Annotated in this window: 22 protein-coding genes; 13 read left to right on the top strand and 9 right to left on the bottom strand. The window is 54.9% G+C overall.

Features of this window, described 5'->3' with window-relative positions; translation table 11 throughout:
• Positions 1-94 precede the first annotated feature (94 nt).
• The 5 genes from BR04_RS02990 to BR04_RS02970 all read left to right on the top strand — a co-directional run bounded on the left by BR04_RS02990 (position 95) and on the right by BR04_RS02970 (position 8,344).
• Complete coding sequence (locus tag BR04_RS02990; RefSeq protein WP_496354502.1) at positions 95-1,285, top strand: DegT/DnrJ/EryC1/StrS family aminotransferase; 1,191 nt, start codon at positions 95-97, stop codon at positions 1,283-1,285.
• 144 nt (positions 1,286-1,429) lie between these two features.
• Positions 1,430-2,509 carry an iron-containing alcohol dehydrogenase family protein gene (locus BR04_RS02985; protein WP_496354501.1) on the top strand — a complete coding sequence of 360 codons (1,080 nt, stop codon included), beginning with the start codon at positions 1,430-1,432 and terminating at the stop codon, positions 2,507-2,509.
• A gap of 345 nt (positions 2,510-2,854) precedes the next feature.
• Positions 2,855-6,598 carry an SIS domain-containing protein gene (locus BR04_RS02980; RefSeq protein ID WP_496354500.1) on the top strand — a complete coding sequence of 1,248 codons (3,744 nt, stop codon included), beginning with the start codon at positions 2,855-2,857 and terminating at the stop codon, positions 6,596-6,598.
• A 139-nt stretch (positions 6,599-6,737) separates the two neighbouring features.
• Complete coding sequence (locus BR04_RS02975) at positions 6,738-7,583, top strand: diguanylate cyclase domain-containing protein (RefSeq protein ID WP_496354499.1); 846 nt, start codon at positions 6,738-6,740, stop codon at positions 7,581-7,583.
• An 80-nt stretch (positions 7,584-7,663) separates the two neighbouring features.
• Positions 7,664-8,344, top strand: a complete 681-nt coding sequence (locus BR04_RS02970) for a protein phosphatase CheZ (RefSeq protein WP_496354498.1) — start codon at positions 7,664-7,666, stop codon at positions 8,342-8,344.
• Positions 8,345-8,369: 25 nt separating this feature from the next.
• On the opposite strand, the gene BR04_RS02965 is transcribed toward BR04_RS02970, so the two are convergent.
• From BR04_RS02965 to BR04_RS02955, 3 genes are read right to left on the bottom strand one after another with little or no spacing between them, the layout of a single operon-like run.
• The gene (locus BR04_RS02965) at positions 8,370-9,335 is read right to left on the bottom strand and encodes an electron transfer flavoprotein subunit alpha/FixB family protein (protein WP_496354497.1); all 966 of its coding nucleotides are present in this window, start codon (positions 9,333-9,335) and stop codon (positions 8,370-8,372) included.
• On the bottom strand, positions 9,323-10,096 hold the full coding sequence (locus BR04_RS02960) for an electron transfer flavoprotein subunit beta/FixA family protein (protein ID WP_496354710.1): 774 nt from the start codon (positions 10,094-10,096) through the stop codon (positions 9,323-9,325). Before BR04_RS02960 ends, BR04_RS02965 begins: the two co-directional genes overlap by 13 nt.
• 34 nt (positions 10,097-10,130) lie before the next feature.
• Complete coding sequence (locus BR04_RS02955) at positions 10,131-10,796, bottom strand: flagellar brake domain-containing protein (RefSeq protein WP_496354496.1); 666 nt, start codon at positions 10,794-10,796, stop codon at positions 10,131-10,133.
• A 318-nt stretch (positions 10,797-11,114) separates the two neighbouring features.
• Here BR04_RS02955 and BR04_RS02950 point away from each other — a divergent pair, with 318 nt between their 5' ends.
• The 5 genes from BR04_RS02950 to BR04_RS02930 are packed head-to-tail and all read left to right on the top strand — an operon-like array spanning position 11,115 to position 15,649.
• Entirely contained in the window at positions 11,115-11,819 is a 705-nt protein-coding gene (locus BR04_RS02950) for a histidine phosphatase family protein (protein WP_496354495.1), read from the top strand.
• A gap of 20 nt (positions 11,820-11,839) precedes the next feature.
• Complete coding sequence (locus BR04_RS02945; RefSeq protein ID WP_496354494.1) at positions 11,840-13,033, top strand: acyl-CoA dehydrogenase family protein; 1,194 nt, start codon at positions 11,840-11,842, stop codon at positions 13,031-13,033.
• A complete protein-coding gene (locus BR04_RS02940) occupies positions 13,034-13,771 on the top strand; it encodes a TetR/AcrR family transcriptional regulator (protein ID WP_496354493.1) in 738 nt (245 codons plus the stop codon).
• Complete coding sequence (locus BR04_RS02935; protein WP_496354492.1) at positions 13,768-14,832, top strand: phosphotransferase family protein; 1,065 nt, start codon at positions 13,768-13,770, stop codon at positions 14,830-14,832. The genes BR04_RS02940 and BR04_RS02935 overlap by 4 nt, the downstream gene beginning before the upstream one ends.
• A gap of 55 nt (positions 14,833-14,887) precedes the next feature.
• Positions 14,888-15,649, top strand: coding sequence for an SDR family oxidoreductase (locus BR04_RS02930; RefSeq protein WP_496354491.1), 762 nt, complete (start codon positions 14,888-14,890; stop codon positions 15,647-15,649).
• Positions 15,650-15,793: 144 nt separating this feature from the next.
• On the opposite strand, the gene BR04_RS02925 is transcribed toward BR04_RS02930, so the two are convergent.
• The 5 genes from BR04_RS02925 to BR04_RS02905 all read right to left on the bottom strand — a co-directional run bounded on the left by BR04_RS02925 (position 15,794) and on the right by BR04_RS02905 (position 19,758).
• Complete coding sequence (locus BR04_RS02925; RefSeq protein ID WP_496354490.1) at positions 15,794-16,135, bottom strand: TfoX/Sxy family protein; 342 nt, start codon at positions 16,133-16,135, stop codon at positions 15,794-15,796.
• Between the two features lie 160 nt (positions 16,136-16,295).
• Complete coding sequence (locus BR04_RS02920) at positions 16,296-16,619, bottom strand: hypothetical protein (protein WP_496354489.1); 324 nt, start codon at positions 16,617-16,619, stop codon at positions 16,296-16,298.
• A 203-nt stretch (positions 16,620-16,822) separates the two neighbouring features.
• Positions 16,823-17,839 carry an NAD-dependent epimerase/dehydratase family protein gene (locus BR04_RS02915; protein ID WP_496354488.1) on the bottom strand — a complete coding sequence of 339 codons (1,017 nt, stop codon included), beginning with the start codon at positions 17,837-17,839 and terminating at the stop codon, positions 16,823-16,825.
• A gap of 31 nt (positions 17,840-17,870) precedes the next feature.
• Positions 17,871-19,091: an amidohydrolase family protein gene (locus tag BR04_RS02910; protein WP_496354487.1), complete on the bottom strand. Its 1,221-nt coding sequence runs from the start codon at positions 19,089-19,091 to the stop codon at positions 17,871-17,873.
• Complete coding sequence (locus tag BR04_RS02905; RefSeq protein ID WP_496354486.1) at positions 19,039-19,758, bottom strand: type 1 glutamine amidotransferase; 720 nt, start codon at positions 19,756-19,758, stop codon at positions 19,039-19,041. Before BR04_RS02905 ends, BR04_RS02910 begins: the two co-directional genes overlap by 53 nt.
• Positions 19,759-19,999: 241 nt before the next feature.
• On the opposite strand from BR04_RS02905, the gene BR04_RS02900 reads away from it, so the two are divergent.
• On the top strand, positions 20,000-22,240 hold the full coding sequence (locus tag BR04_RS02900; RefSeq protein ID WP_496354485.1) for a SulP family inorganic anion transporter: 2,241 nt from the start codon (positions 20,000-20,002) through the stop codon (positions 22,238-22,240).
• Positions 22,241-22,365: 125 nt separating this feature from the next.
• Here the strand turns inward: BR04_RS02900 and BR04_RS02895 are convergent, their stop codons facing one another.
• Positions 22,366-22,569 carry a DUF6485 family protein gene (locus tag BR04_RS02895; protein WP_496354484.1) on the bottom strand — a complete coding sequence of 68 codons (204 nt, stop codon included), beginning with the start codon at positions 22,567-22,569 and terminating at the stop codon, positions 22,366-22,368.
• A 378-nt stretch (positions 22,570-22,947) separates the two neighbouring features.
• Here BR04_RS02895 and BR04_RS02890 point away from each other — a divergent pair, with 378 nt between their 5' ends.
• Both BR04_RS02890 and BR04_RS02885 read left to right on the top strand, forming a co-directional pair.
• Complete coding sequence (locus BR04_RS02890) at positions 22,948-25,626, top strand: PAS domain-containing hybrid sensor histidine kinase/response regulator (protein ID WP_496354483.1); 2,679 nt, start codon at positions 22,948-22,950, stop codon at positions 25,624-25,626.
• Positions 25,627-25,682: 56 nt separating this feature from the next.
• Entirely contained in the window at positions 25,683-26,522 is an 840-nt protein-coding gene (locus BR04_RS02885; protein ID WP_496354482.1) for a CvfB family protein, read from the top strand.
• Positions 26,523-26,594 lie beyond the last annotated feature (72 nt).

Raw genomic sequence — 26,594 nt, 5'->3', positions numbered from 1 at the left:
TCGCACGAGATCCGATGCCTTTTAAAAAAATCCTGTGATCCATGACGGTTTGTCCATATCCTGACCAGATACTGCTTATTTCAAGGAGATCCACATGCCGGGTTTTGAAATTTTCGGAGAAGAAGAACGCAAAGAAGTGCAGGAAGTCCTCCAGACCGGGGTACTCATGCGCTACAATTTTGATGGCCCCCGCAAAGGCATTTTTAAAGCCCGGGATTTTGAAACCACCCTCGCCGAACGGCTTGATGTCCGCCATGCCCATCTGGTTTCCAGCGGAACCGCAGCCCTTCAGGTCATGCTGGCCGCCTGCGGTGTGGGTGCAGGGGATGAGGTAATCGTTCCCACCTTCACCTTTGTGGCCACCATCGAAGCCGTTGTGGCCGCAGGTGCCGCCCCGGTTTTTGCGGACATTGATGAAACCCTCTGCCTCTGCCCCAAAGCGGCGGCAGCGGCCATTACCCCGAGAACCAAAGCCATCATGCCCGTACACATGTGCGGCTCCATGGCCCACATTGATGCCCTGGAAGCCCTCTGCCGGGAAAAGGGACTCATGCTTCTAGAGGATGCCTGTCAGGCCATGGGAGCCAGCTATCAGGGAAAGGCCCTGGGCAGCTTTGGCCGTATGGGCTGTTTCTCCTTTGATTATGTGAAAACCATCACCTGCGGGGAAGGCGGTGGACTCATCACCAACGATGCCGACCTCTATTTCAAGGCCCATGCCTTTTCCGATCATGGACACGACCATGTGGGATCCGACAGGGGGGCCGAGGGCCACCCCTTCATTGGTCTCAACTTCCGCATCAGTGAAATGAATGCCGCCGTAGGGCTGGCCCAGCTGAGAAAACTGGATACCATCCTTGAAATCCAGCGAAAAAACAAGGCCATCCTGAAGGATGCCCTGTCCCGCCAGAAGGGTGTCCGTTTCCGGGAAATCCCCGATCCTGCAGGGGACAGCGCCACCCACTTAAGTTTTTTCATGGAATCGGAAGACAGGGCCCGCGCTCTGGCCAAGGCCCTTCCCGCCCAGGGTGTGGATGGGGTGTTCTACTGGTATGACAACAACTGGCACTACATCCGACGCTGGGATCACATCCGCAACATGGCAGGTCTTGCCCGTCTGCCTCTGGAGCTGCGCCACGATGTCCCGGACTATACGGGCCTTTCCAAACCCGTTTCCGATGCCATCATGGGCCGTGCCCTTTCCATGCAGATCCGTCTGGCCTGGACAGAAACAGATCTTGAAACCCGCATTCAGGGCATTGAAAAAGCCTTTGCCGCCCTTTAAGGCGATTTCCTGACATAGAATACCTTATGGCACCCTCTCCCCTGGGAGAGGGCCGGGGTGAGGGATCCGTTTCAGGGGATCTTCAGTCCCGGAAGTGGCCTAAGGCGACAGCACATACAAAATATCATAAAAGGATACCTTTCCATGTACCGCAACCTTAAAGTTGTCCCCCGCGTGGTCTTCGGACGCGGCGCTCTGAATCAGCTGGATGCCATCCTGGAGCCGAAAAGAACGGGAACGGGCATCATGGTGTTTGTTCTGGATGCTTTTTTTACGGGAAAAGCCCTGGAAAAACGTCTTCCCCTGCGGGACGGGGATCTGCTCCTGCGGGTCAATGTGGATCATGAACCCAAAACCACAGGCATCGATGCCCTTACGGAAGAAGTACGCCAGTTCTGCGGCAAAGATCGCCTTCCCGACGGGGTCATCGGTATTGGGGGCGGCTCCATCCTGGATACGGCCAAGGCCATCTCCCTCATGCTCACCAATCCCGGCCCCTCCCATGAATACCAGGGCTGGGATCTCATCAAATTTCCCGCCGTCTATCATGTGGGCATTCCCACCCTGGCCGGTACCGGTGCCGAGGTTTCCCGTACGGCGGTACTCACAGGCCCTGTACGCAAGCTGGGCCTCAACTCGGATTACACGGTCTATGACCAGGTGGTGCTGGATCCCGATCTTCTGGCAGGCGTACGTGAAAGCATACCGGAGCAGTGGTTCTGGACAGGCATGGACTGTTACATCCACAACGTGGAAGCCCTCGGCGGCACCTTTGTCAATGAATACGCCAGGGCCTTCGGAGAGCAGTCCCAGGTACTGTGCCGGGAGGTTTTCCTGGATCACCACGAAGAGTCCGATGAAAAACTCATGATGGCTTCCTACTTCGGCGGCATGAGCATCGCCTATTCCCAGGTGGGGGCCTGTCATGCCCTTTCCTATGGCTTAAGCTATGTGCTGGGCCTGCACCACGGTATCGCCAATTCCATTGTCTTTGACTACCTCGAAGATTTCTATCCCGAAGGGGTAAAGGAATTCCGTGCCATGGCGGCCAGAAACGGTATAGAGATTCCCCGGAAACTCACGGCCGGTCTTACGGAAGCCCAGATGGAAAAAATGATTGATGTCTCCATGGGGATGGTGCCTTTGTGGGAAAACTGCCTTGGAAAAGAGTGGAAGGACAAACTGAGCCGGGAGCAGGTACGCGCCCTCTTTGAAAAAATGTAGCTCAAAAACAGCTCCCCATACCGGGATCTGATGCCCCGGTATCCCCGCTACGACAGCAGGCTGTACTTTTCTTTCCTGCACCTGAAAAGGATCTTCCTCCCTGAAAGTGCTTCCGCAATGAAAGCGGAAGCACTTTACAGATACCTCCATATCCTTTACATTCCTTTCCGACACACCCAGCAGGCAACGCTGACACCATCTTTAAATGGTTCCGGTGATGATATTTTTTCATGTGACTTTTCTACATCCCGGCATTTCAGACCTGCATTTCCAGGGAGCGGCCCATGCCGCCCCCTTTTTGTCTTGCGGGTTATCCACAAAACCTCTTACATCCTTGAGGTATCCATGGCCTTTTTCAGAAAATGTCCTTCCCTGATCACTACCCTTTCTCATTTATCCAGAAAAATATGCCTGGGGCGTACCCCTGACTCCGTGGCTCCGGGCAGCCTTGTACTCTTTCCCCTCAGCAGCACCACGCTGCACTGCGGCCTTTCCGGGCTGATCGCTTACAAAAAAAAGACGGAAGAGACCTTTTCCGATACCACCTTTACCGAAATCATCGCAGAAATTCGCAGGCTGATGGCGGAAATTCCGGCTCCCCAGGATATGGCGCTGGAAAAAGGCACCCTGCAAAGCACCTTCCTCGGGGGAGACGCTCCCGTGGAAGCCCTGGCCCTTCAGGTTGAAAAGCTGCGATCCGAAGCATCCATCGTGCGCATTCTCTGTGATGACAGCCTCGCCGCCAGACTGAAGGATCTCAGCACTGCCCTCGGCAGCATGATGGACAGCCAGCAGCGTCTTCTCCTGGCAAAACAGGACAGGCTGGATATGGACACCCTGAAACTCCTGCTGCGGCGTCTGGAGCAATTGCAGGACACCCACTGGCACCTGTCCAGGGATATCCTTGGAAATGTGGAAAAAATCCGCCAGCTCATGGCCAGAAATACCGCTGCCTCACCCCACAGGGCAGCCCCGGTCTTTCACCGCAGCAATATGGTGATCAACAGCATTGAAATCCTTGAAGTCAGAGGAAGGGACTCTGCGGGAATCTCCCTCTTTTTTACCCTGGAACCTGAGGTATGGCGGCTTTTCCGTTCCATGGTGGAAAAAGAGGGGCTGGTGGATCAGATCCGGGAACGCGCCAACCCAAAGGTACTGGGCAACCAGTCCATCAGTATCCAGGACACCGTGCGCAAGGGACAGCACAGGATCAGCCTGGCCTTTTCCTACAAGGTTGCCGCAGAAATCGGCTCCCTTGGGGACAATGGTGCCTTTCTGCGCAGCCAGATCCGCAATGATGCCCTCCTTCACCTGCTGACCACCCTGCCCCACCTCCATTTTTCCGTAGCCGCCCATACCCGCTGGGCCTCTGTCGGGGAAATCTCCGTTCCCAACTGCCACCCCGTTGACAACCAGACCCAGGATCCCAGGGCCATCCGCTCAGGCATTCTCCAGGTGGCCCTCAACGGTGATATTGACAATTACCTTGATCTCAAAAAAGCCTATGAAAACCGCTGGGACACCATTCCCGAAGAAATCACAACGGATACAAAAATGATCCCCCTTCAGGTGGAACACCATCTCCGGGAAGGCCATGACATCCGGGAAGCCTTTCGCAGAGCGGTTTCCGACTTTGAAGGTTCCCACGCCATCTGGATGCAGACAGATCTTGCGCCCGGAAAGCTCTTTCTGGCCCAGAAGGGTTCCGGACAGGCCATCTTTGTGGGCATCGGCAAAGACCATTATCTCGCGGCATCGGAGGTCTATGGCTTTGTGGAAAGCACCCCTTCCTTCATCAAGGTCGAGGGGGAAAAGGTGGTGGAAGGTCAGACGGGCCCCACCCAGGGGCAGATTTTCATTCTCGATGAAAATGCGGCAGATTCCGTAGCCGACATCGATGCCTTCTACTACGATGGCACCCCCCTCACCCTGGGGCCGGAACAGCTCCGGCATACGGCCATCACCTCAAGGGATATCGACCGTCAGGATTTCCCCCACTACTTTATCAAGGAAATCAGCGAGTCCCCCAATTCCGTTGCCCGTACCCTTCAGGGAAGGTTCCGGCTTGCTGAAGATGGACACTCCGGCTACCGGATCAGCCTGGAAAACAGCGCCGTGCCCGAGAGTCTTTCCAGAGATTTTGCGGAAGGCAGACTGCGCCGGGTCTTTTTCATCGGCCAGGGGACAGCCTCCATCGCGGCCCAGGCCTCAGCCGATCTTCTCCGCCATTACCTTTCTGATCCCGCCATCCAGATCCAGGCCATGAAGGCCTCGGAACTCAGCGGCTTCGGACTTTCCGATACGGACAGCGAAGATGCCATGGCCGACTGCCTGGTGGTGGCCATCAGCCAGTCCGGCACCACCACGGATACCAACCGCAGTGTGGATATGGTGCGCCAGCGGGGAGCGAAAACCATTGGCATCGTGAACCGCAGGGACTCGGATCTCACCTTCAAGGTGGACGGGGTGCTCTACACCAGCTCGGGCAGGGATATCGAAATGTCCGTAGCCTCCACCAAGGCCTTTTATTCCCAGGTGGTGGCAGGAGCCCTTTTAGGGCTGCACCTCACCCATGTCCGGGGAAAACGGAGCCAGGAATTCATCACCTCGGAAATTCAGGAACTTCTGGCCATACCGGAAAAAATGCGCAGGGTGCTGGCCAGAAAGGATGTTATCGGAGAAAGGGCAAAGGAGCTTGCCGTCTCCCGTACCTACTGGGCCACTGTGGGTTCCGGACCCAACAAGAGTGCTGCGGATGAAATCCGCATCAAGCTCAGCGAACTCTGCTACCGCACCATTTCCTCGGATTATGTGGAGGACAAAAAACACATCGATCTTTCCGCAGAACCCCTGATTGTGGTCTGCGCCGCAGGCACAAGGCCTTCGGTGATCGGCGATATCATCAAGGATACGGCCATTTTCCATGCCCACAAGGCCCTTCCCGTGGTGATCGCTGCGGAAGGAGATCACCGCTTTGATCCCTATGCCGCCCAGATCATACCCGTTCCCGATCTTCCCGAGCACCTGGCCCCCCTTCTGACCACCCTGGCCGGACATATCTGGGGCTACCATGCGGCCCTGGCCATTCATGACGCCTCCCGCTTCCTCTACCAGGAAAGGCTTCACATCGAAAACCTTGTGCTCCTGTATTCCCAAAAGGGCATGGACATCCATGAAATCCTAGTGGAAAAACGCTTCCGGGAAGAAATGGCCCGCTTTGCAAGGCTCTTCCGCAAAGCCATTTCCGAAGGGCCCCTCACCTATCTCATGGATGCCCGCAAGGCCATGGACATTCTCCTCTTAACCCAGTACCTCTCCGGTCGCCTGCCCATGGGGGACATGGAAATGGATTTCGGTGCGGAGGAAAAACCCCAGAAGGTGCTGAATCTCTTTTTTGAAAAACTGGGAAGGGCCATCAACCTCCTGGCCCGGCCCGTGGATGCCATCAAGCACCAGGCCAAAACCGTCACCGTGGGAACAAGCCGCATTGCAGAAAAGGTGGAAGGCCTTCTCTTCACCAGCATCCAGGAGCATGGTCTCGATATCGCCCGGCTCAGCAGCCGGAACATCCTGGTGCTGCGCAACCTCCAGGCTGTGATTTCCGGGGTCAACGGTGCCTTCCTCTACAGAGTCCAGGGGCTGAACCTTCTCGGTGAACCCAATGGGCAGACCACCATCTCCCTTGAAAAAAAGACCGGCACCCTTATCACCATGTCTTCCCGAACGGAAACGGATCCCACCCTCAGAGGGAGCAAGCGCATCATCGTGCAGGAAGGCAATGTCTTCATCGGGCAGGGAAAGAAGGATGGCCGCAGACTGCTCATCATCCCTCTGCTTTCCGCGTCCTCCAAAGGCCCAAGAGTGGTGGAGTATCTGCTCTCCCTGGATGTACGCTTCCATGAAAAGGTGCCGCTGTTCGCCCGGATCAAGGCCATGGGCGGCAAGCTGGATCGTATCCGCAACAATGTGAACGAATACTCCATTGCCTGGAAGGATGAATACCTGGATCGTTTCACGACGGAAGAACTGTTTGGATTCAGTGCAGACGTCCTTGTGGAAGAAATCCTGAAACGCCGCCCTGCGGAGTGAGGGCCTGTTTCCGCCCTTTTTTCTGACCCTGATCTCCGGGAAAAACGCTCCCGGGGAAAGTCCATGGACAGGAAGGGGGCGGATCTGTTATACAAAATAAAAATGATATCCCTTCCACTCCATAGAGAAGAGAACTGCCATGGATCCTCTCCGCCTTGCCATCTTTCATGACATGGTTCCCCTTGAGATGTGCATTCTTGATACCAGTCTCCACATTGTCTACGCCAATGAGGCCCTGACCCGCAGCACGGGCATCCATGATTTTTCCGGCAGAAGCATGCACAGCCTTATCCCCAGTACCCGTCTGGGAACCCTCCAGGTACTCATGGAAAAATCACGGACAGAAAAAAAAGAAATCCGCTACAGGGCGGAAAAGCTCATAGCGGATGAGGACCGGCTGGTCATCCTGAAGTATCATGAGGAAAGTCATACCTGTTATGTGGTGCTGGTGAAGCATGCCTGTGAACTTGTCCGGGATAACCGGGATGCCCTGACCGGCCTGCCCACCCGTGAATTTTTCATGGAACGTGGCGAGCAGCTCCTCAGCCATGCCCGCCGCAATCAGAGTAAAACCGCCATTGTCTTCATGGATCTGAACGGTTTCAAGCCTGTAAATGACACCTACGGACACAAGGCGGGGGATGTGGTACTCAAGGTGATTGCGGACAGGTTGCAGCAGACTCTCCGGAAAACCGATACCCTGGCCCGTTTTGGCGGGGATGAGTTTATCATGGCCCTTTCGGATCTGAAGGCCGGTATCCATGCCTCCTTAACCATACGCCGTCTGATGAAGGCCGTTTCCGAACCCATTGACATCGGAGATCTTAAGGTATCTGTGGGAGGAAGTTTTGGTGTGGCCCTGTATCCCGATGACAACAAGGATCTGAAAACCCTGATCCGTTATGCGGATGAGGCCATGTACCGGGCAAAGACAACGGGCCTGGGCTATGCCTTTTTCGCCACCCCGGATGCATCCTCCACATGAGGATACGGAAAAGATCGTTAAACGGCTTTCTGAAACGATTCACCCTGAAACCCAAATCCACCCCAGCCCACAGGACGCCCATGGAAGAAGAAATTCTCTCAAGACTGGCAGAAAAGCTGAACGCCGATGTTTCCAGAACCATCAAGGAAACTCTGGAAAAATCCGTTGCCACGGAGGTGCAGAAAGCCCTGTCCCGGGCCATCAATGACGGGGAGTTTTACCAGAGTATTTCAACGGATATCACCGAAGGTCTGGAGGATCTTGTCCGGGAAATGCGCAAACTCCGCAAGGAAACGGCAGGAGAAGACCCTGTCGCAGGGGATGCGCCGGGAGAGGCCTTTAACCAGACCGTCATCCAGCTGGAAGACATTCATGCAAGAACGGAAGATGCCACCTTTTCCATCATGGACATTGTGGAGCGTCAGATGGAAGCCCTGGAAACCCACCGGAGCCGCATGGAAACAGATGATGCTTCTCCTGAAGCCATCACCGCCTACATGGACGGCCTTCAGGAAGACTTCATCCAGATCCTGACGGCCCTGGGGTTTCAGGATCTCATCGGCCAGAAAATGCGCAAGGTCATCCTCTTCATCCGTAAGGTGGAGGAAATCATCAACCGTCTCTATATTTCCCACAACCTCATGCTCCGCGACAAAGAAGCCAACCCCGACAAGAACAGCAAGGAAATCCGGGAAGAAGTACAGCACAAAATTTCCCAGGAAAATATTGATGCCCTCCTGGCAGAGCATGGCATTGACTGACGCCGACAGAAAAGAATCCCCGTTCTTATCCGCTGGCTTTTTTTTCCAGCATGTTCAGCAATGCGGGCAAAAAGGTATGCAGATCCTCCACAATCCCCAGATCCCCATGCCGAAAAAAGGGTGCGGATTTCTCCTTGTTCAGCACCACCACGAAACCGGAACGCTCCATGCCCGCAAGGTGCTGGGATGCCCCGGAAATACCACAGGCAAAATACAGCTCCGGAGCCACGTCCGCCCCCGTCTCACCGATCTGCCTGTCATAGGGGAGCCATCCGCCGTCACATACGGGCCGACTGCCTCCCAGAATGCTTCCGGGCAGACAGGCTTCAAGTCTGGAAAGCAGCTCCATTCCTTCCGCTCCCCCCACACCCCGGCCTGCGCCCAGAATGATGCGGGCTTCCTTCAGGCCTGCGGCAACACCGGAACCCGCCTCCTCACCGCAGAAACGGGTACGGCTCTGTATGTGAACTGCTGAAAGGCTTTCGATCACTCCGGGCCGCCCTCCCTGTTCAGAAGCTTCAAACGCCCCCTGCACCACGGTAAGCACACAAGGCCCTTCCAGGGGACGCAACCAGGCCATGCGCCTGCCGCTCCAGGTCTGACGGCCCAGCAGAAGTCCTCCTGCATCCCTGCGCAGTCCCCGGACAGAGGCCACATACCCGGCATCCAGATGAAAGGCCAGGGCAGGTGCCACACTTCTCCAGATCCCGGCGTCGGGCATGAGGACACGATCCGGAACCTTCTCCTTCAGACACGTGCGAAGAGAAAAGAGCAGGCCTTCAGGGGTAATTTCCTGGTTCTCCATCCCGGAAAGGCAACGGACAGGGGCTCCAAGGGCGGCAAGATCGGAGAGCCGTTCGTTTTCTGCCCCCAGAGGAAGCAGAAAAGCGGGAGCGGAGTCCCTGTCCACCGAGAGCTCTCGGGCCAGGGTCAGCATTTCAGCCGCTGCTGTCAGGCTGTCTCCAGGGCCAAGAAGCATCAGGATCTCCATGAGTCCTCCTTGATGTTGCCATGATCCAGCCAGCCCCGTTCAGTGAGAAGCCCCAGAAGGGCGGCGGCCTTTTCTTCTGCGCTGCCTTCAAGAAAACGTACCCTGCGGCTGGGAGGCGGTATATCGAAACCTTCCATGACAATTCCGGATTTTGTGTCATCCTGAAAGGCCAGCACTGGAATGATGGCCTTGTCGGCTTTCAGCATCAGGGAAAGCCTGGGATACCGTGCCGCATACATCCCCGTCTGTACGCTCACAAGACAGGGCAGGGGCAGAAAATAGCGTTTCCGCTTTCCGCCTTCGGCTTCGCAGGAGACCTTCAGTCCCCGCTGCTCCAGATCCAGCGCCATGGCCATGGTACAAAAAGGAAGATCCAGAGCGGCAGCCAGCATGGGCGGTGTGGCCGCCTGCATTCCATCTTCTCCCATGGCCCCACAGAGGATGATATCCGGCTCCAGGGTTCGAAGACCTGAAGCCAGCGCTCTGGCGGTTTTGGCAGGATGGGCAGGATCCGGCTGGTGTTCCACACGTAAAGCCCCATCCACCCCCATCCCCAGAGCGCGACGCAGCACCCCCTCCCAGGACGGAGGCCCGGCAGTGAGAACACTGACCCGGGTCTCCCCTTCCCTGCTGCGGAACTGTAAGGCAGCTTCCACAGCCACACTGTCCCACTCATTCATGTGCAGCCCTTCCCCGGCATCCGGATTCCGGTAGCTCCCCAGATCCGGTAAGCGGTCTGCCACAGCCTTCACACACACCACAATATGCAAAATAAATCCCTTCTGTATTGGATTCTCAGGGAATGAGGCAGTAATTGCCTTCAACATAAGATTTGATGGCCGCAGCGACCTCCGGTGTCAGGGGATCGAACTGCACCCCATAGGAGACCGTGAGGTTATTTTTTGCCACATTCCGAACCGTTCCCGTAAGGGTACAGCCTTCCTTCTGCACAGGAAGCTGAAAGGAAATTTTCAGTACGTCACCGACGCGGGCGATATACACCTTTTCTGCGGGCTGATAGGTGGAGACAATGCGGCATCCTTTGGCGTTGATATCCTCAACCGTGGCATTCCTGGAGGCCCCTTTGAAAAACACACCTGCCGGAAAACGACAGAGGGTACGCTGTTCAGAGCGCAGGCGTCGGCTGACCATCTTGTCCGGGTAGTCCAGCAGCACCACCCGTATGGGACTGTTCATGACTTCCCGGATCTTGACACCAAATACAAACACCGTTCCCTCATGCAGGTACTGAAGAATCAGGTTGTTTCCGGGAAATAGCTTGGGCTTGATGGTGGCAAAGGGGGTGGGGTGGGTCATCAGGAGATACTCGTCCTTTACCATTCCCACAAGATGGCTGGTAATCCGGACAGGAAGATCAATCCCTTCAACCTTGATATTGAGTGCCGTGCCATGGGGGGCATTGATCTGAATATCCTGCGTTGCCAGAGTTCGCGTTGTCATGCTGGATCCTTCGTGAAAACCATTACCCGGAATACCGGTCATCTCTTTCCTTTTTCAGTCCTATTTTCCTTTTGCGACGGAAAAAAGGCTTCTGAGCAGGAGGGAATGCAGCAGCGTTGAGTTGACCGTAAAGTATCATCGGATTTTTATCCCTGCAAGACCACTTTTTTTTCGAAAAAAACTCTCTGGCACCGCTCCTGTGCCGTCGGATAAAAAAATCGAACGTTCGTTCTTTTTTTCCTTGACCCTCCCATTCCCGCCACGTATGCTGCCTCAGCATCGGATACAATCTGATCCGCAAGAGCGAAAGGAAAAGACATGGGTATGCTCTACCTCATCCGCCACGGTCAGGCCTCCTTTGGTGAAGCCAACTACGACCGACTTTCCCCAAAAGGGGAAGAACAGGCAAAGCTTCTGGCAGACTACCTGATACGGACGGACACCCGTTTTGACCTGCTGGCTTCCGGAACCCTGAGCCGTCAGGAAAAAACAGCCCGCATTCTCATGGAAAAACTGAACGACCGGGTTCAGAACCCGGATCTTTCCCTGCTGCCCGCCTTCAATGAATATGATTCCGAAGGCGTTTTCCGGGAAATGCTTCCCGGAATTCTCTCGGAAAACGGGGATGCGGCCAACGATCTTAAAAACATGGTGGCAGACAAACAGGCCTTCCAGAGGATTTTAGGGAAAGTGCTGGACCGCTGGATGGACATGGAAAACGGCAGCCTTCCCGTGGAAAGCTGGTTTGAATTTCGCCGCAGGGTGCACAGGGGGATTCTCGATCTGGATCTCGGGGGCCGGAAAAAAACAGCCATCGTCACTTCCGGTGGGGTGATGGCGGCCTGTATGCATCTTTTCCTCCAGATCCCGCCCAAAAAGGCCATCACCATGTCCTGGCAGTGTTTCAATACATCCATGAGCATCTGGGTCACGGGCAAAGGGGACAGTTTCCGTCTCCATGCCTGGAACCTTGCCCCCCATCTGGAGCTTTGTCAGAAACCCGAACTGGTTACCTACCGTTAATCGATAGCTAAGGAGTTACAATGGATTTTTCCGTATCCGACAAGATGCAGACCATCTTGAAAATGATCAATGAGTTTGTGGAAAAGGAACTTTTCCCTCTGGAAAAGGAGTTTGTCAAAAAGGATTTCCATGAAATGCTTCCCGTGATCCGGGAAAAGCAGAAGATGGTCAAAGAGATGGAGCTCTGGGCCCCCATCTATCCGCCGGAGCTGGGCGGCATGGGGCTTTCCATGGTGGAACATGCCATGGTGTCCGAAGCTCTGGGCCGTTCTCCCCTGGGCCATTTTGTCTTCTGGTGTCAGGCACCGGATGCGGGGAATGCGGAAATTCTCCACATGTACGGCACAGAAGAACAGCAGAAGCGCTGGCTGGCACCGCTTGTGGCCGGAGACATCCGGGGCTGCTTTGGCATGACCGAACCTGACATGCCCGGTTCCAACCCCGTCCTTCTGGGAACCACGGCGGTCAAGGATGGCAAGGATTACATCATCAACGGCCACAAATGGTACACCACGGCTGCGGATGGCTCCCAGTTCTGCATTGTCATGGCCGTGACCAACCCGGAAGCCCCCACCTACGCCCAGGCCAGCATGATCATCGTACCCACGGACACTCCGGGCTTCAACCTTGTGCGCAATATCCCGGTAATGGGACACGAAGGCACAGACTACGCCAGCCATGGGGAAATTATCCTTCAGAACTGCCGGGTTCCCCAGGAAAATCTTCTCGGTTCCGAGGGCCAGGGCTTTGTCATGGCCCAGGATCGCCTGGGGCCGGGCCGCATCCATCACTGCATGCGCTGGATCGGCATCTGCAACCGCTCCTTTGACCTCATGTGCAGACGGGCCAACTTCCGGAAAATCACCCGGGACGGCCAGACCCTCGCCTCCCGCCACATCGTCCAGCAGTGGGTGGCGGAATCGGCTGCGGAAATCCAGTCCGCCCGGCTCATGACTCTCCATGCGGCCTGGTGCATTGATCAGGTGGGTGCGGCCAGGGCACGGGATGAGATCTCCGCCATCAAGTTCTATGTCGCAGGTGTGATGCAGCATGTCATTGACCGGGCTCTTCAGGTACACGGTGGTCTTGGGATGACAGACGACACCATCCTCGCCTACTTTTTCCGCCATGAACGGGCAGCCCGCATCTATGACGGTGCGGACGAGGTACACAAAACGGCCATGGCCAAACGGATTCTCAAACGGTACATATAAATGGACTTTGAGACCTTTCAGAAACGCTATGACATTTCCCTGGAAGCTGTGTGCCGGAACATGTTCCGCCAGAAAACGGATGTCATACGGGTCAAAAAAGAAGAAACCGCCGTCAAAAACCTGGTGCTCATTGTGGAATCCGCCCTGGGGCTTGCCGTGGAAAAGGGGTTTGACGCCATGACCCTCAGGGATCTTCAGGCAAAATCCGGCTTGAGCATGGGCTGTCTCTACTCCTATTTTTCAGGGAAGGAAGCCCTTCTCAACCTCATGCAGGAACAGGGACGGAGGCTCGTGACCGAAGTGCTGACAGATGCTCTGCAAGGGCCGGAAAGTCCGAAAGAGCGTCTGGAAACGGCCATCCGTACCCACCTTTATCTCAGTGAAAACATGCAGCAGTGGTTTTACTTCTCCTACATGGAAACCAAAAACCTTGGCAGGGAAGAGGCCAGAAAAGCCATTCAAAGTGAATTGTTAACGGAATCCATTTTTGTGGAAATCCTGGAAAAGGGAAAAACGGCGGGGGAGTTCCAGGTGCAGGATACAAGCCTCACAGCAGCCATGATCAAGGCCATGCTCCAGGACTGGTATCTGAAACGCTGGAAGTACAGAAAACGAAGCATAAGCGTTGAAGACTACAGCTCTTTTCTGATTGGCTTTGTTCTTTCAGCCCTTGCCGTCACGCCCCATCCCCAAAAGGGCATCCCTGATCCGGAACATCCAGCAGGAGAGATATCATGAGCATTCGGGATGAAGCCAGAGAGGTGCGTTCCGGAGAGGAACTGGATCTGACGAGACTTTCTGCCTATCTGAAAAACCATATCCCTGACCTTGGAAAAGAAATTCGTATTCATCAGTTTCCCAGCGGATTTTCCAACCTCACCTATCTCCTGCGCTCAGGAGACAGGGAAATGGTGCTGCGCCGTCCGCCCTTTGGCAAAAAGGCAAAAACAGCCCACGATATGGGCCGTGAATACAGAATCCTCACCGCTTTGAGACCGGTCTTTCCTTTATGCCCGGAGCCTCTCTGTTTCTGTGAGGATCCGGACATCATGGGCTGTGATTTTTATGTGATGGAAAGGATTCCCGGCATTATCCTGCGAAAGGAGCTGCCCGAAGGCCTCAGCCTTTCACCGGAGCAGGCACGAAAGCTCTGTGAAAACCTTGTCACCACCCAGGCCGATCTGCATTCTCTGGATATCCAGACCGCAGGTCTTGAAAATTTTGGGAAGCCTGAGGGCTATGTGAAACGTCAGGTGGAGGGCTGGTCCAGAAGATTCCGGGATGCCCGGACACCGGATGTGCCGGATTTTGAGGCCACCATGGACTGGCTGGCCAGAAAACAACCGGAAGATACGGACAGCCCCGGCATCATCCACAATGATTTCAAATTTGACAACGTGGTGCTGGATCCCAACGACCCCACCCGCATTATCGGTGTTCTGGACTGGGAGATGGCCACCATCGGTGATCCCCTCATGGATCTGGGGGCTTCCATGGCCTACTGGATCAATGAGACGGATGCGGAAAACCTGAAATTCACCCGGCTCATGCCCACCACCCTTCCCGGCATGATGACCCGTGAGGAGGTGGTGGCCGCCTACGGAAAAAGGACGGGCAGGAATGTGGAAGGCTTTCATTTTTACTACGCCTTCGGCCTTTTCCGTCTGGCCGTCATCGCCCAGCAGATCTACTACCGTTTCTATCATGGACAGACCCATGATGCCCGTTTTGGCTTCCTCGTCTACGCCGTGGGCTTCTTTGAAGAGGCCTGTCGGAAAATCATCTCGGAAAATCCTTAAAAAAACGGAATGCAGCCGTTTCCCTGAACCCCGGAACCGAAAAGGAGTCCTCCCCATGCAGAACCTTTTTTCCCTTGAAAACAAGGTGGCCCTCATTACCGGCGCAAGCCGGGGCATTGGTGAAGCCATCGCCAAAACACTGGCCGCCCAGGGTGCCCATGTGGTGCTTTCAAGCCGTAAGGCCGAAGCCCTGGAAACTGTGGCCGAAGACATCCGCAAAGCCGGTGGCAAGGCCACGGTCATGGCCTGCCACATGGGGGAGATTGAGGCGGTAAAAACCCTTGTGAACCGTATCGACCAGGAGCTGGGCCGCCTGGACATTCTTGTGGCCAATGCGGCCACCAATCCCTATTTCGGGGATCTTTTCGGCGTGGATGAGGGGGCCTGGGACAAGATCATGGATGTGAACGTGAAAGGCCCCTTCTTTCTCATCCAGGCGGCTGCAAAAATCATGGACAAAAACGGAGGCGGTGCCGTTGTGACCGTGGCTTCCGTCAACGGTGTCAGCCCTGCCCTCTTCCAGGGGGCCTATTCCATCTCCAAGGCGGCCGTCATCTCCATGACCAAGGCCTTTGCCAAGGAACTGGCTCCCAAAAAGATCCGGGTGAACTCCCTGCTTCCCGGTCTTACGGACACCAAATTTGCCGGAGCCCTGATCCAGAACGATGATATCCGGGAATATGCCGTGAAACAGATTCCCATGGGCCGTTACGCCCAGCCCCAGGAAATGGCCGGAGCGGTTCTGTATCTGGTCAGTGATGCCTCAAGTTTCACCACAGGCATTACCCTGATCTGTGATGGCGGTCAGCTGGCCTGATTGCTGAAAATCATTTCCGGGTCATTGGGCAAAAAGATTTTCACGATCCCCTTGCCCGGCATCAGCCCCTCAATAAAATAGGGACTTCCATTTGGAACAGGCCCTTAGGCGTAAAAGGAGGTGGGACTCCCCACCTCCTCTTCCCTATTCTGACGTATGAACGGTTTTCTTCTTTTTGGGCTTCGGAAGGGGAAGGCTGTCTGCCGTCACCCGGATCAGGCGGGATACAAGGTCACCATCTTCCAGCTGTTCGGTGAGAAGAAAATGGGGTTTGGCCCCTTTGTAGGGCGGGGCTTCGGCGATACTTCCCAGAAGGGCAAGCCCTGCACGGGTGGGTTTTACAAAAAACTGGTTGTCACAGATAAGCCCCACCACCTTCCCATCACAGTACAGAGCAAATTCTCCAAACATTTTTCGGCTTGTGATGTTTCCTGCGCCTGAAACCTGATCCCGGACATATTCCACAAATCCCGCATCTGATCCCATATTCCCTCCTTCACATGTCATCGCCTGCGATGGTTTCCTGCAAACCTTTGACCTGAAATCCTGCTGCATCAAAAAAAATGACGCCCACAGATGGAAAAGAGTCTCCGCCTGAATTCCCAAACCTCTTCATGGAGTCTGCAGGGGCATCATTTAGCCGTATTCAGTCCATACTTAACCTCTTCCACACAATACCTGCCAGAACAACCATCTGAACCACAAACAACAGAAGAGCGGCTGCAAATCCGGCTTTCGCGGCAATGCCCTGCCATCGGCCTTCAACTCTGAAGCAGGCAGGATACGTGGCAGCGGCAACAACCAGATAGATCACATTCAGGACACCGCCGAACATGAAGGCTGCCATTGCGATGAGAACATAGCCGAAACCGTCCATGCAGCCCCTGTAAAACAGGGCCTGCCGGATCATTGCAACCAGAAAAGGAAGGCCAACAACACCAAGGGGAATGAATCCCAGGTATGCTCTCATTGATCCGGTTCTCCATGTGAATGCGCTGGGGGGCTGAGATCCTGCCCGTGATCCTATGCCATTCCCCTGAGGACATAAAAATCCCCTTGCCGCCTTGCCCCCAGTGTTCCCATGCTCCGGCAGGGAAACCATGGCTGAGGTAAAAAGGTTATCCGTTAAAAAAACAGATCCCCCCACTTCAGGAAAGCCACCATGGGGTGCGATCAAAACGTCATTTTTTTCTGGATGCATACATATTCCCGAATCCGCCGGATACCTTCCGCATAGCGGATACGGGGAACATAGCCCAGTTCCTTTTGGGCACGATCCATGGGAAAACGGTTGTCCGATCCCACAAGGTTGAGAGCCTCATGGGTGATGGGGGGGCGATGCCGGAGACCCAGAAACTTCCACAGGGATTCGAAGAGTCCGGCACTCACTTTAGCCATCAGCCACGGAAGAGACCGGGGTTCAGGGGCTTGAAGTATGGAGGCAAGATCTGAAAAATAGGTCTTCCAGCTGATGTCCAGAGCATCACAGGCGTTATAGGCGCGGCCAAGGGCGGCATCGCTGGAAGCGGCAAGGAGGATGAGGTCTGCCACATTGTCCACATAGGCAAGACCGGCATTCTGTCTTCCGCCTGAAATAAGACAGGGGAGACCGCGTTTCAGAACAGGTGCCACGTCATGCAGCCATGTGCCGGAAGCCGGGCCGTAAACATTGGCAGGCCGGACGACGGAAAGTAAAAGCCCCTTTTTCTCCTGGTATTCCCAGGCGAGTTTTTCCTGGGCCTGCTTGGTGCGGCTGTAAGGCCCGAAGGTCTTTCCAAAGGGGGTTTCTTCAGGACACACTCCGTTCCGGATTGCATCACCATACACCACCACACTGGAAACAAGAAGCACCCTTGCCCTGTTTTTCACCGCCTCGTCAAAAATATACCGGCTTCCTTCAACGGTACACTCCCGGAACCGGTTTTCGTCCCCCCAGTCGGATACCAGGGCGGCAAGGTGCAGCAGGGTACCCGTACCCCTGACAGCATCAGCGACAGCTTCAGCATCGGCAATGCTGCCCCGGATAATCTCCACCTTTTCTTCCCATTCCTCTGGAATGGCGGTCTCCGGCTGTACAAGGGCCCTGACACGGAGACCCTCCGCAAGGAGTTTTGCCATCACTCTGCGACCGATAAAACCGGTGGCTCCGGTTACAAGAACCGGCTGTATCATGTTCTCCTGAAGCCCCATTCTTCCTGTCTCCTTTATCGGATATTTTTTTTCAGACCCCCTGCCTCCGGTATACCGCCTCCAGATCCTCAGGCAGAAGCGTCCACAGGGCCGCCTTGCCCGGTGTCAGTCCTCCAAGATGCTGCAAACCCGGCAGACGGGCCAGATTCCCGGAAGTCAGGGCCAGGATCTCCTTCAGATTCAGAGAGGTACTTTCCAGCAGCAGGCGCAGCTCCTTCCAGAGATCGAGATCCCCGTTCGAAGCGAGACTGTCCGTTCCCAGACAGCAGGGAATGCCCGCATCGAGAAAGGCCCGGACAGGAGCCGTTCCCACCCCCATTCCCGCATTGCTGCGGGGGCAGAGACAGACCATCACCTCCCTCTCCCTGAGAAGACGCCTGTCCGGGGCATCCGTATGGACGCAGTGCACGGCAAGGGTTCCCGGCCCCAGAAGCCCCTCCCTTTCTGCCATGGCCACAGGCCCAAGTCCTGAAGCTGTCCAGGATGGGGGCAGCACAGGCCCGGCCATAAAATCAAAAAGCGTCCCCTTCCCTGTGCACAGCATTTCTTCCTCTTCGGGAAATTCCGCAAGGTGCATGGAAAAAAAACGGCCCTGCTTCAGACTCCAGGATCGGGCCTGACGGAGATTTTCCGGAGAGGTGGAGTAAAGGGCATGGCCTGCGGCGGCCACCGGTTCCGAAAAAAAAGACACCAGTTCTGCAAAAGCCGGCGGCAGAGGCGGTCTTTCCCCTGTCAGGGGAGAAAACCCAAAAACTTCCCCGCAGAGGGTGGCATGGAGTCCAGCCCTTTTCAGGGCTTTCGCCACAGCCTGGGGACTGCGGCTGCCGATATCCACAAGATACCCCGTGCCCTGGGTCTTCAACGGTTCCAAAGCCCTGTCCAGCGCTTCAGCGGAACAGCCTTGCAGATCATTTTTTAAAAGGCTCTGCAACCAGGGGACAAAGCCCTCACCCATACGGGTTTTTCCCAGGCAGTGGCTGAGTTCCAGATGGGTGTGGGCATTGCAGAGGGCCGGTATCAGGGTCACCTCTCCCAGATCCCGCAGAGCACAGCCCAGGTGCTGACGCATCTCTCCGTAAGATCCGGCATCCAGCACCCTGCCCCCGCCCAGCAACAGCACCCCGTCTTCAATCACAGTCTCCGGAGAAAGACAGACTCTCCGGGCACGCAGCGCCTCCAGCATGGCAATATCCTTGTTGTTATCCGTTTTGCCTGCCGCACCCTGCTCCAGGGGAGGAGAGCAAAAAACCAAGCAGGCTCCCCATCAGGCCGTTGATGGATGCGTAACGCTCCGAATCTGCGGAAAGGATATCCTCTTCCCTCTGTATGTAAGGGGATACCGTCAGTTCGTCACGACACTGGAGGACGATCTCCCGTGCCGATTCCGGCGTGGTCTCAAGGTGGAACTGCAAAGCGATCACGTTTTTTCCAAGCTGAAAGGCCTGATTCTCACACCCGATACTTCTGGCGATCCGTATGGCTCCCTCCGGCAGGTCAAAGGTTTCTCCATGCCAGTGGAAAACCATCTCGGATGGTGGAAACACAAAGATCTCCCCTTCGCCGGAATGAAGCCCATGAACGGGAAACCATCCGATTTCCTTTACCGGATTCTGAAAAACACGCGCTCCCAATGCACTTGCGATGAGCTGTGCCCCAAGACAAATGCCCAAAGCCGGCTTTCCGGAAGCGATATAGTCACGAATGAACCGTTTTTCTGAAACAAGCCAGGGATACCGTCCTTCATCCTTCACGCTCATGGGGCCACCCAGGATGACAAGAAAATCGATGCTTCGGACATCCGGTAAATCCGTTGTTTCAAAAAACCGTGTATACGTCACTTCGTATCCTTGAGCCTGTAGCCAGGGGGCGATGCTGCCCAGTCCTTCAAACGGAACATGTTGCAGACAATGCGCACGCATTCTCTTCTCCTCTGCTTACCGGTGTACAGCATAGAAATCCCACACCCGCAGTCTTTATTGAAAAAGCTCTCAAAAACTTCCTAGCCCATCCTCTGCCTGATGACAAGCCGGCTGTGAGAGGGGTCGCAGATAAGCCCGGCACGCTCCCTGTACTTTTTCCGACAGGATTGACAAAACAGCCTTCCATACGTATGTATCTTCCATTCAGCCCATTCCCATAATCCGAACAAGGGATCCCCCAATGCCTCCTCAGCTCTCCCTTATACGGGAAATTTTTGCAGACCTTTCCTCTTCCAAAGCGCTCTCCGGCATGAGCATGGGCCTTGTGAGCGGTCTGGTCACCCTCATTATGCAGATATCCTTTGCAGTCATGATCTTTGCAGGCCCTTTGCAGGAACATGCCCAGAGGGCCATGGGCCTGACCCTTGCCGGTACCACCCTTCTCCTTTTTGTCACCGCCCTGTTCGGTGGATTCAAATCCAGCATCAACTTTTCCCAGGATGCCCCCACAGCCATCTTTGCAGGAGCTGCGGCGGGCATGGCAAGCTCCCTCATTGCCTGCGACGCCAATACGGTTTTCATCACCCTGACTGCCGGGCTGATGGTCTCCACCCTGACAACAGGGCTGCTCTTCATTCTGGCAGCACGCCTGCGCTTTGCAGAACTGCTCCGCTTCATGCCCTATCCCGTGGTGGCGGGATTTCTTGCGGGAACGGGCTGGCTTCTCAGTGCGGGCAGCCTTGAAGTCATGACGGGTCTGTCCCTTTCCCGGAATACCCTTCCCCTCCTCTTTCAGCCTTCCCTTCTGCTTCTCTGGATTCCCGGAACCGCCTTTGCCCTTGCTCTTTTTCTTATTATGCAACGCTGGAAACATTTTTTTCTCATGCCCGGTGCCCTTCTGCTGGCCCTGCTGATCTGCCATGCCCTTCTGCCCCTCTTCGGCATTTCCATGGAAGAAGCCCGGAACCTGGGTATTTTCTTTGCCCCCTTTTCCACAACCAGCATCTGGCCCGCCTTCAGTCTTTCCGATCTCAGCAGCATCCAATGGACAGCCATTCTGAATGAAGCCCCCACCCTGGCCATCATTCCCTTCATCGCCCTCATCGGCCTTCTGCTCAATACCAGCGGCATTGAAATGGCCTCTCAGCGGGATCTCGATACCAACCGGGAACTCATGGTGAATGGCAGCGGCAATCTGCTGGCCGCCCTTGTCGGTGCACCAGCGGGATATACCTCCATCAGCCTTTCCTTACTGGGATTTAAAACCGGCGCGGAAACCCGCCTTGTGGGACTCAGTGCAGGCCTGCTCATGATCTGTGTCCTCCTTTTCGGGGGGCAGATTCTCTCCTTTTTTCCCAAGGGCCTTCTGGGAGGCTTCCTCATGCTCCTTGGAATTTCATTTTTATCGGAATTCATTCTGGACACACGAAAGCGGATGCCCACAGCGGACTACGTCATCGTGCTGCTGGTGTTTGCGGCCATTGGTCTCTTTGGCTATCTCCAGGGAGTGCTTTTCGGTCTTTTTGCAACAACGGGACTCTTTGTACTCCGGTTCAGCCGCATCCCCGCCCTCGCAGGCACAGGCAATGGTGCAGCAGTCCACAGCACCCGGCAACGCCCTCTGCCCCATCAGCGTCTGCTCATGGAACACGGGGACTGCATCCAGTTCTTTACGCTTACGGGCTACCTTTTTTTCGGCTCCGTCAGCACCCTCTCCAGAAACATCATGGACGCAAGCGATGACAGGCCGACACGCTTCATCCTTGTGGATTTCAGTCGCATCTCAGGTTTTGACATCTCCTCTGTGAACAATTTTGTCCGGCTGACCCATAAACTCCGCCAGCGTGAGATTACCGTCCTTCTGGCAGGTGTACCGCCCCTTTTTGAAAAACTGCTGTACCCGTCTGTTGGAAACGATCTGGAGATCCCACTCCTTACCTTTGAAAACCGGAACGCAGCCCTGGAATGGAGTGAAGACCAGCTCCTTGAAATTCTGCAAAGGGAAAAGGGACAGTCACACCTCCAGAAAAGGGAGATCAAGGATGCCCTTTTTGATTCCGTTTCCGAGAGCCTTCTGCGCCGTCTTGCCTGCCAGGAAAAGGTGGAAAGCCTCATGGAAAACCTGCATCCTCTGCTGGAAATAAAACGACTTGAAACACGGGAAATGCTTGTCCGGGCCGGACAGAAAATGGACGCCATGGTCTTTGTGCGGGAAGGACTTATCCGGGAATACCTGGCGACAGAAGGAGGGAAACACGCCAAGCTCCGGGCTTTCGGGCCGGGGACCTTTTTTGCTGAACCGGCGGCCTACGCCCCCTGGCTGACACCCCACGCCTATGTGGCGGAAACCCGGACGGAAGTCGCCCTGTTCAGACCGGAAGCCTTCCGCAAACTGGAAGAGACAAATCCCCAAAAAGCCCTGGAAATTCACAGGCTGCTCATGGAAGCCCTGAGTCAGGGCCAGACGATGTCCCCGGAATAACACCCTTCATCCGCAAGGAGTCAAAATCGGGGGCCTCACCCGATAAAGTCATGGAATGAGGCCCCTGACACGGCCATCCGACAGAACTTCCCCTCAGAATGGCCGCCGGGCAGAGACCCTGCACTTCAGATCCTGCCCTCGGCGACCAGGCGTACAAAGTGCTGAAAGGAACGGTCATAGGTTTTTTCCGCATCCTCGGGGAAAAAACAGGCGGGCAACTGCCGCTTGGCCCTGTGATACCGGATACAGGCACAGCAGTTTCCCTGCCTGGGGCATCCTGGATAGGTACAGGTGCAGGTTTTCCGGTTTTCTTCCTGATTGCAGTTCATCACCACTCCTCCTCCCGCTGTGTTGTTATGGTCGGGGATTCCCTCCCAGCTTCGGCCATCATTTTTTGATCACTCCCATACTTCAGGGCGGTAACGATCAGCAGGACTCTTTGACATCCCGCAACACGCCCCTTCATTTTTTGCAATTGCAACAAAAACGCACCCATGCTATACCGTTTTTACTACTGAAATGCGACATTTCCGTCTCACCATGAAACAGATACATCCGGAGTCCCTGGGCGACTTCTCAAAAAATTCCCGACCCCAAGCCCTATAAAATCAGGCACTCAAAAAAAACGGCGGATTCATTTTTTTCATACAGGCTCCCCCTTCGCAGATGCAACAATCAGGACGCAGGTGCCCTGAAAGGAGCTGGTCATGCCCCCTTCTCCCATGAAATCGCCTCCGGGGTACAAAATCTTTTCCCTTAAAAATCTGGCTCTTGGACTGATCTTCTTTACACTCCTGCTGTTTTTTGCCATCTGGACAAGCCTGCACACAGACCGCCAGATGCGGGAAGAACTTCTCCTGCAACTCCGGCTGGCCGCCATGGCCTTTGATACGGAAAGTCTTCTCAGCCTTCCAGAAACTCCAGGCAGAGAACGCCATCCCGTCCAGCAGCAGTTTCTGGAACGGATGACGCTCCTGCACCATATCCATCCCCAGTATGCATCCATCTATCTTATGGGCAGAAAGGTCAATGGCGATATCTTTTTTTTTCTGGAAAGCACGGCGGACAGTGACCAGTGTGAAGCCCCCCTTGATCCCGGAACCCCCTATCCCGAAGCTTCGGAGGCCTTGCGCCGCATTTTTGATACCCGAAGCGGCCTTGTGGAAGGCCCCCTCCCCGATTCCTGGGGAATCTGGGTCTCCGCCCTTGTCCCCCTTGAAAGTCAGACAACGGGAACGGTTATCGCCATACTGGGTGCAGATATTGACGCCAGAGACTGGAAAAAAACCATCCTTTCCAGAACCATTCCGCCAACATCCATCATGGCTCTGCTGCTTTTTTTCCCGCTCATCATCCTCATCCACAGGGATATGAAGGTTCGTCAGGAAACGCTGAGGGAAAGCGAGGCCAATTTCCGCACCTTTTTCGACAGCATCGGAGACCTTGTCACTGTGGTGAAACCCAGTGGCCGCATCCTTTTTGCCAATGAAGCCTTCCGCAGATATCTCGGCTATGACACGGAAGAATGCCAGAGAATGCACATCATTGATCTGCACCCACCGGAAGTCATCGAAGAGGTGCAGGCCATTCTGGAAGACATTCTGGCGGGAAGACGCAGTACCTGCCCCCTGCCCCTGATCCGAAAGGACGGCAGAACCTTACCCATGGAAACCCGGGCCTGGCATGGCCGCTGGAATGGTGAGGCCTGTATTTTTGGTCTTTCCAAGGATCTTCGCCCTGAAATTGAAACCAGAAAACGCTTTGAAAATATTTTCCGGAACAATCCGGCCCTTATGGCCCTGTCCACATTATCCGAGGCCGTCTTCATGGATGTGAATGAAAGCTTTCTCCATACCCTGGGTTATGCCCGTGAGGAAGTCATTGGAAAAACGCCCGAGCTTCTGCGCCTTTTCCCCCAGCCCTGCATCCAGAAAATCATGACGGAAAAACTGCTGGCCCAAAGACGGATAAACGATATGGAAATTCAGTTGCACTGCAAGGATGGCAGAATCCGGGAAGGCCTTTATTCCGGAGAAATCATCAGAAATGAGGATGAAAAATACATTCTGTCCGTGATGATAGACATCACCGAACGCAAACAGACGGAAATGGCTCTGGCCCGTTCCAGAGAAGAACTGGAACTTACCAATCAGGCTCTGGAAGAAACCATTGCCCAGGCCCAGGAGATGGCCCTTCGGGCAGAAAAGGCCAACCTGGCCAAAGGGGATTTTCTCGCCACCATGAGTCATGAAATCCGAACTCCCATGAACGGCATCATCGGCATAACGGGCCTGCTGCTGGATACGGATCTTGAAGAAAAGCAAAGCCGCTATGCCCGCGCCATACGGGGAAGTGCCGAATCTCTGCTGCGGGTCATCAACGATATTCTGGATTTTTCAAGGATTGAAGCCGGCAGACTGGAGCTGGACATTCAGGCCTTTAACCTGAAAACCCTGCTTGAGGATCTTTTTGTTTTCATGGAAATTCCGGCCAGAGAGAAAAAACTTGAACTCCTTCTGGACGAGGATTCCCATGTCCCCACCCTCCTCATGGGGGATGCCGGTCGGCTGCGGCAGATTCTCGTGAACCTTCTCGGGAATGCCATCAAATTCACCCCGGAGGGTGAGGTAAGGCTCCGGGTGACGATGCAGAAGGAAGACGACAGGCAGGTGTCCCTGCTCTTTTCCGTACAGGACTGGGGGATTGGTATTCCACAGGATAAACAGGAACAGTTGTTTGAACGGTTCAACCAGCTTGACCTTTCCATCACAAGACAATACGGTGGCAGCGGTCTCGGGCTGGCCATCTCCCGTGAACTCGTCCGACTGATGGGCGGAGACATCGGCGTCCACAGCCGGGATGGCGAAGGCTCCACCTTCTGGTTCACGGCAGAATTCACAAAACCGCAGCATGAGGCCGAAATTTTTTCTTCCCGCCAGCCTGCGCCCGTTCTGGAATCCTTGCTGAAAGGCCGTAACCCGAAAATTCTTGTGGTGGAGGATACCCTCACCAATCAGGAGGTTATCAGGGGGATGCTCAATAAGTTTGGCCTTTGTGCAGACATCGCGGAAAATGGTGCTGAAGCCCTGAAGGTTCTGGAAACCCAGGCCTATGACCTGGTCTTCATGGATGTTCAGATGCCCGTGATGGACGGCCTTGAAGCCACACAGCGTATCCGCTCCCTGGAAAATCTGGTACAGAACAGAACCGTGCCCATCATCGCCATGACCGCCTGCACCATGGAGAGAGAGCGGGAAGCCTGTCTGGCAGCAGGGATGAATGACCATCTCTCCAAGCCCTTCTTTCCAGATCATATGGCAAAAATTCTCAGTAAATGGCTTCAGGAACAAGGCCCCGCAAAAAGCAGCCCTGTTGAAGCCCCCTGACGGAGCAGCAACACCCTGTATTTGTCCCCAATAACATGCCCTACGAAAGTAAAGAGATGCTGAAAATCGGAAAAATGAATACCCTTGTGGCCGAACGCCGTCTGGAATTCGGCTTTTACCTGAGCTCCGGTGAAGAAGAAGTGCTGCTTCCCAACAAATACGTCCCCGAAAACCTTGCCCTCGGAGACAGGATTGAGGTTTTTGTCTATACGGATTCCGAAGACAGACCCCTTGCCACCACCCTCACTCCCAGGGCCATGGTAGATGACTACGCCCTGCTGACCGTGAAAGACGTTACGGACTTTGGAACCTTTTTCGACTGGGGTCTTGAAAAGGATCTTCTGGTTCCCCTCAACCAGCAGCGCCACCCCATGGCCGTAGGACAAAAGCATGTGGTACACCTCTGTCTCGATGAAGCCACAGCCAGGGTATACGGTACCACCCGCATCAGCCGGTCCTGTGAAAAGAATCCTTCCGATCTGCAAGTCGGTCAGGAAGTTTCCCTTCTCATTTACAACATCACCAAACTGGGCTTTCAGGCCGTGATCAACCAGCGCTATGAGGGGATGATTCACCTGAACGAAACCTTTGAAAAACTGGCCATCGGGGATCAGAAGACAGGGTATATCGCCAAAATCCGGGCCGATGGCAAAATTGATCTTATGCTGAAAAAACCGGGATACGCCTCCCTCTCCCTTTCTGCGGAACGGATACTCCACACCCTGGAAACCGCAGGGGGATTTGTCCCCTGCACGGATAAAACACCCCCCGATACCATTTACCGCCTCTTCTCCATGAGCAAAAAAGAATTCAAACGTGCCGTCGGTGGACTGCTCAAGGCCAAAAAAGTGGAAATGACAGAAGAAGGTGTACAGCTTTCCCGATCCACAGACTGAAACCTGGGCGCATCGGGAGGCCCATGCGTCACTGTCGCTTTGATTCCATGACAATCTACTGAAAAACAAGGA

The organism is Desulfobotulus sapovorans DSM 2055, from assembly GCF_059569355.1.
This window is presented reverse-complemented; position numbering and strand designations above follow the sequence as displayed.

Excerpts from the sequence above, each read along its gene's own strand:
- BR04_RS02935 (WP_496354492.1), top strand. The coding sequence starts at position 13,768 with ATGAGCATTCGGGATGAAGCCAGAGAGGTGCGTTCCGGAGAGGAACTG.
- BR04_RS02955 (WP_496354496.1), bottom strand. The coding sequence starts at position 10,796 with ATGACAACGCGAACTCTGGCAACGCAGGATATTCAGATCAATGCCCCC.
- BR04_RS02945 (WP_496354494.1), top strand. The coding sequence starts at position 11,840 with ATGGATTTTTCCGTATCCGACAAGATGCAGACCATCTTGAAAATGATC.
- BR04_RS02920 (WP_496354489.1), bottom strand. The coding sequence starts at position 16,619 with ATGAGAGCATACCTGGGATTCATTCCCCTTGGTGTTGTTGGCCTTCCT.
- BR04_RS02975 (WP_496354499.1), top strand. The coding sequence starts at position 6,738 with ATGGATCCTCTCCGCCTTGCCATCTTTCATGACATGGTTCCCCTTGAG.
- BR04_RS02940 (WP_496354493.1), top strand. The coding sequence starts at position 13,034 with ATGGACTTTGAGACCTTTCAGAAACGCTATGACATTTCCCTGGAAGCT.
- BR04_RS02890 (WP_496354483.1), top strand. The coding sequence starts at position 22,948 with ATGCCCCCTTCTCCCATGAAATCGCCTCCGGGGTACAAAATCTTTTCC.
- BR04_RS02925 (WP_496354490.1), bottom strand. The coding sequence starts at position 16,135 with ATGGGATCAGATGCGGGATTTGTGGAATATGTCCGGGATCAGGTTTCA.
- BR04_RS02885 (WP_496354482.1), top strand. The coding sequence starts at position 25,683 with ATGCTGAAAATCGGAAAAATGAATACCCTTGTGGCCGAACGCCGTCTG.
- BR04_RS02970 (WP_496354498.1), top strand. The coding sequence starts at position 7,664 with ATGGAAGAAGAAATTCTCTCAAGACTGGCAGAAAAGCTGAACGCCGAT.
- BR04_RS02895 (WP_496354484.1), bottom strand. The coding sequence starts at position 22,569 with ATGAACTGCAATCAGGAAGAAAACCGGAAAACCTGCACCTGTACCTAT.
- BR04_RS02965 (WP_496354497.1), bottom strand. The coding sequence starts at position 9,335 with ATGGAGATCCTGATGCTTCTTGGCCCTGGAGACAGCCTGACAGCAGCG.
- BR04_RS02905 (WP_496354486.1), bottom strand. The coding sequence starts at position 19,758 with ATGCGTGCGCATTGTCTGCAACATGTTCCGTTTGAAGGACTGGGCAGC.
- BR04_RS02915 (WP_496354488.1), bottom strand. The coding sequence starts at position 17,839 with ATGGGGCTTCAGGAGAACATGATACAGCCGGTTCTTGTAACCGGAGCC.
- BR04_RS02950 (WP_496354495.1), top strand. The coding sequence starts at position 11,115 with ATGGGTATGCTCTACCTCATCCGCCACGGTCAGGCCTCCTTTGGTGAA.
- BR04_RS02990 (WP_496354502.1), top strand. The coding sequence starts at position 95 with ATGCCGGGTTTTGAAATTTTCGGAGAAGAAGAACGCAAAGAAGTGCAG.
- BR04_RS02985 (WP_496354501.1), top strand. The coding sequence starts at position 1,430 with ATGTACCGCAACCTTAAAGTTGTCCCCCGCGTGGTCTTCGGACGCGGC.
- BR04_RS02980 (WP_496354500.1), top strand. The coding sequence starts at position 2,855 with ATGGCCTTTTTCAGAAAATGTCCTTCCCTGATCACTACCCTTTCTCAT.
- BR04_RS02930 (WP_496354491.1), top strand. The coding sequence starts at position 14,888 with ATGCAGAACCTTTTTTCCCTTGAAAACAAGGTGGCCCTCATTACCGGC.
- BR04_RS02900 (WP_496354485.1), top strand. The coding sequence starts at position 20,000 with ATGCCTCCTCAGCTCTCCCTTATACGGGAAATTTTTGCAGACCTTTCC.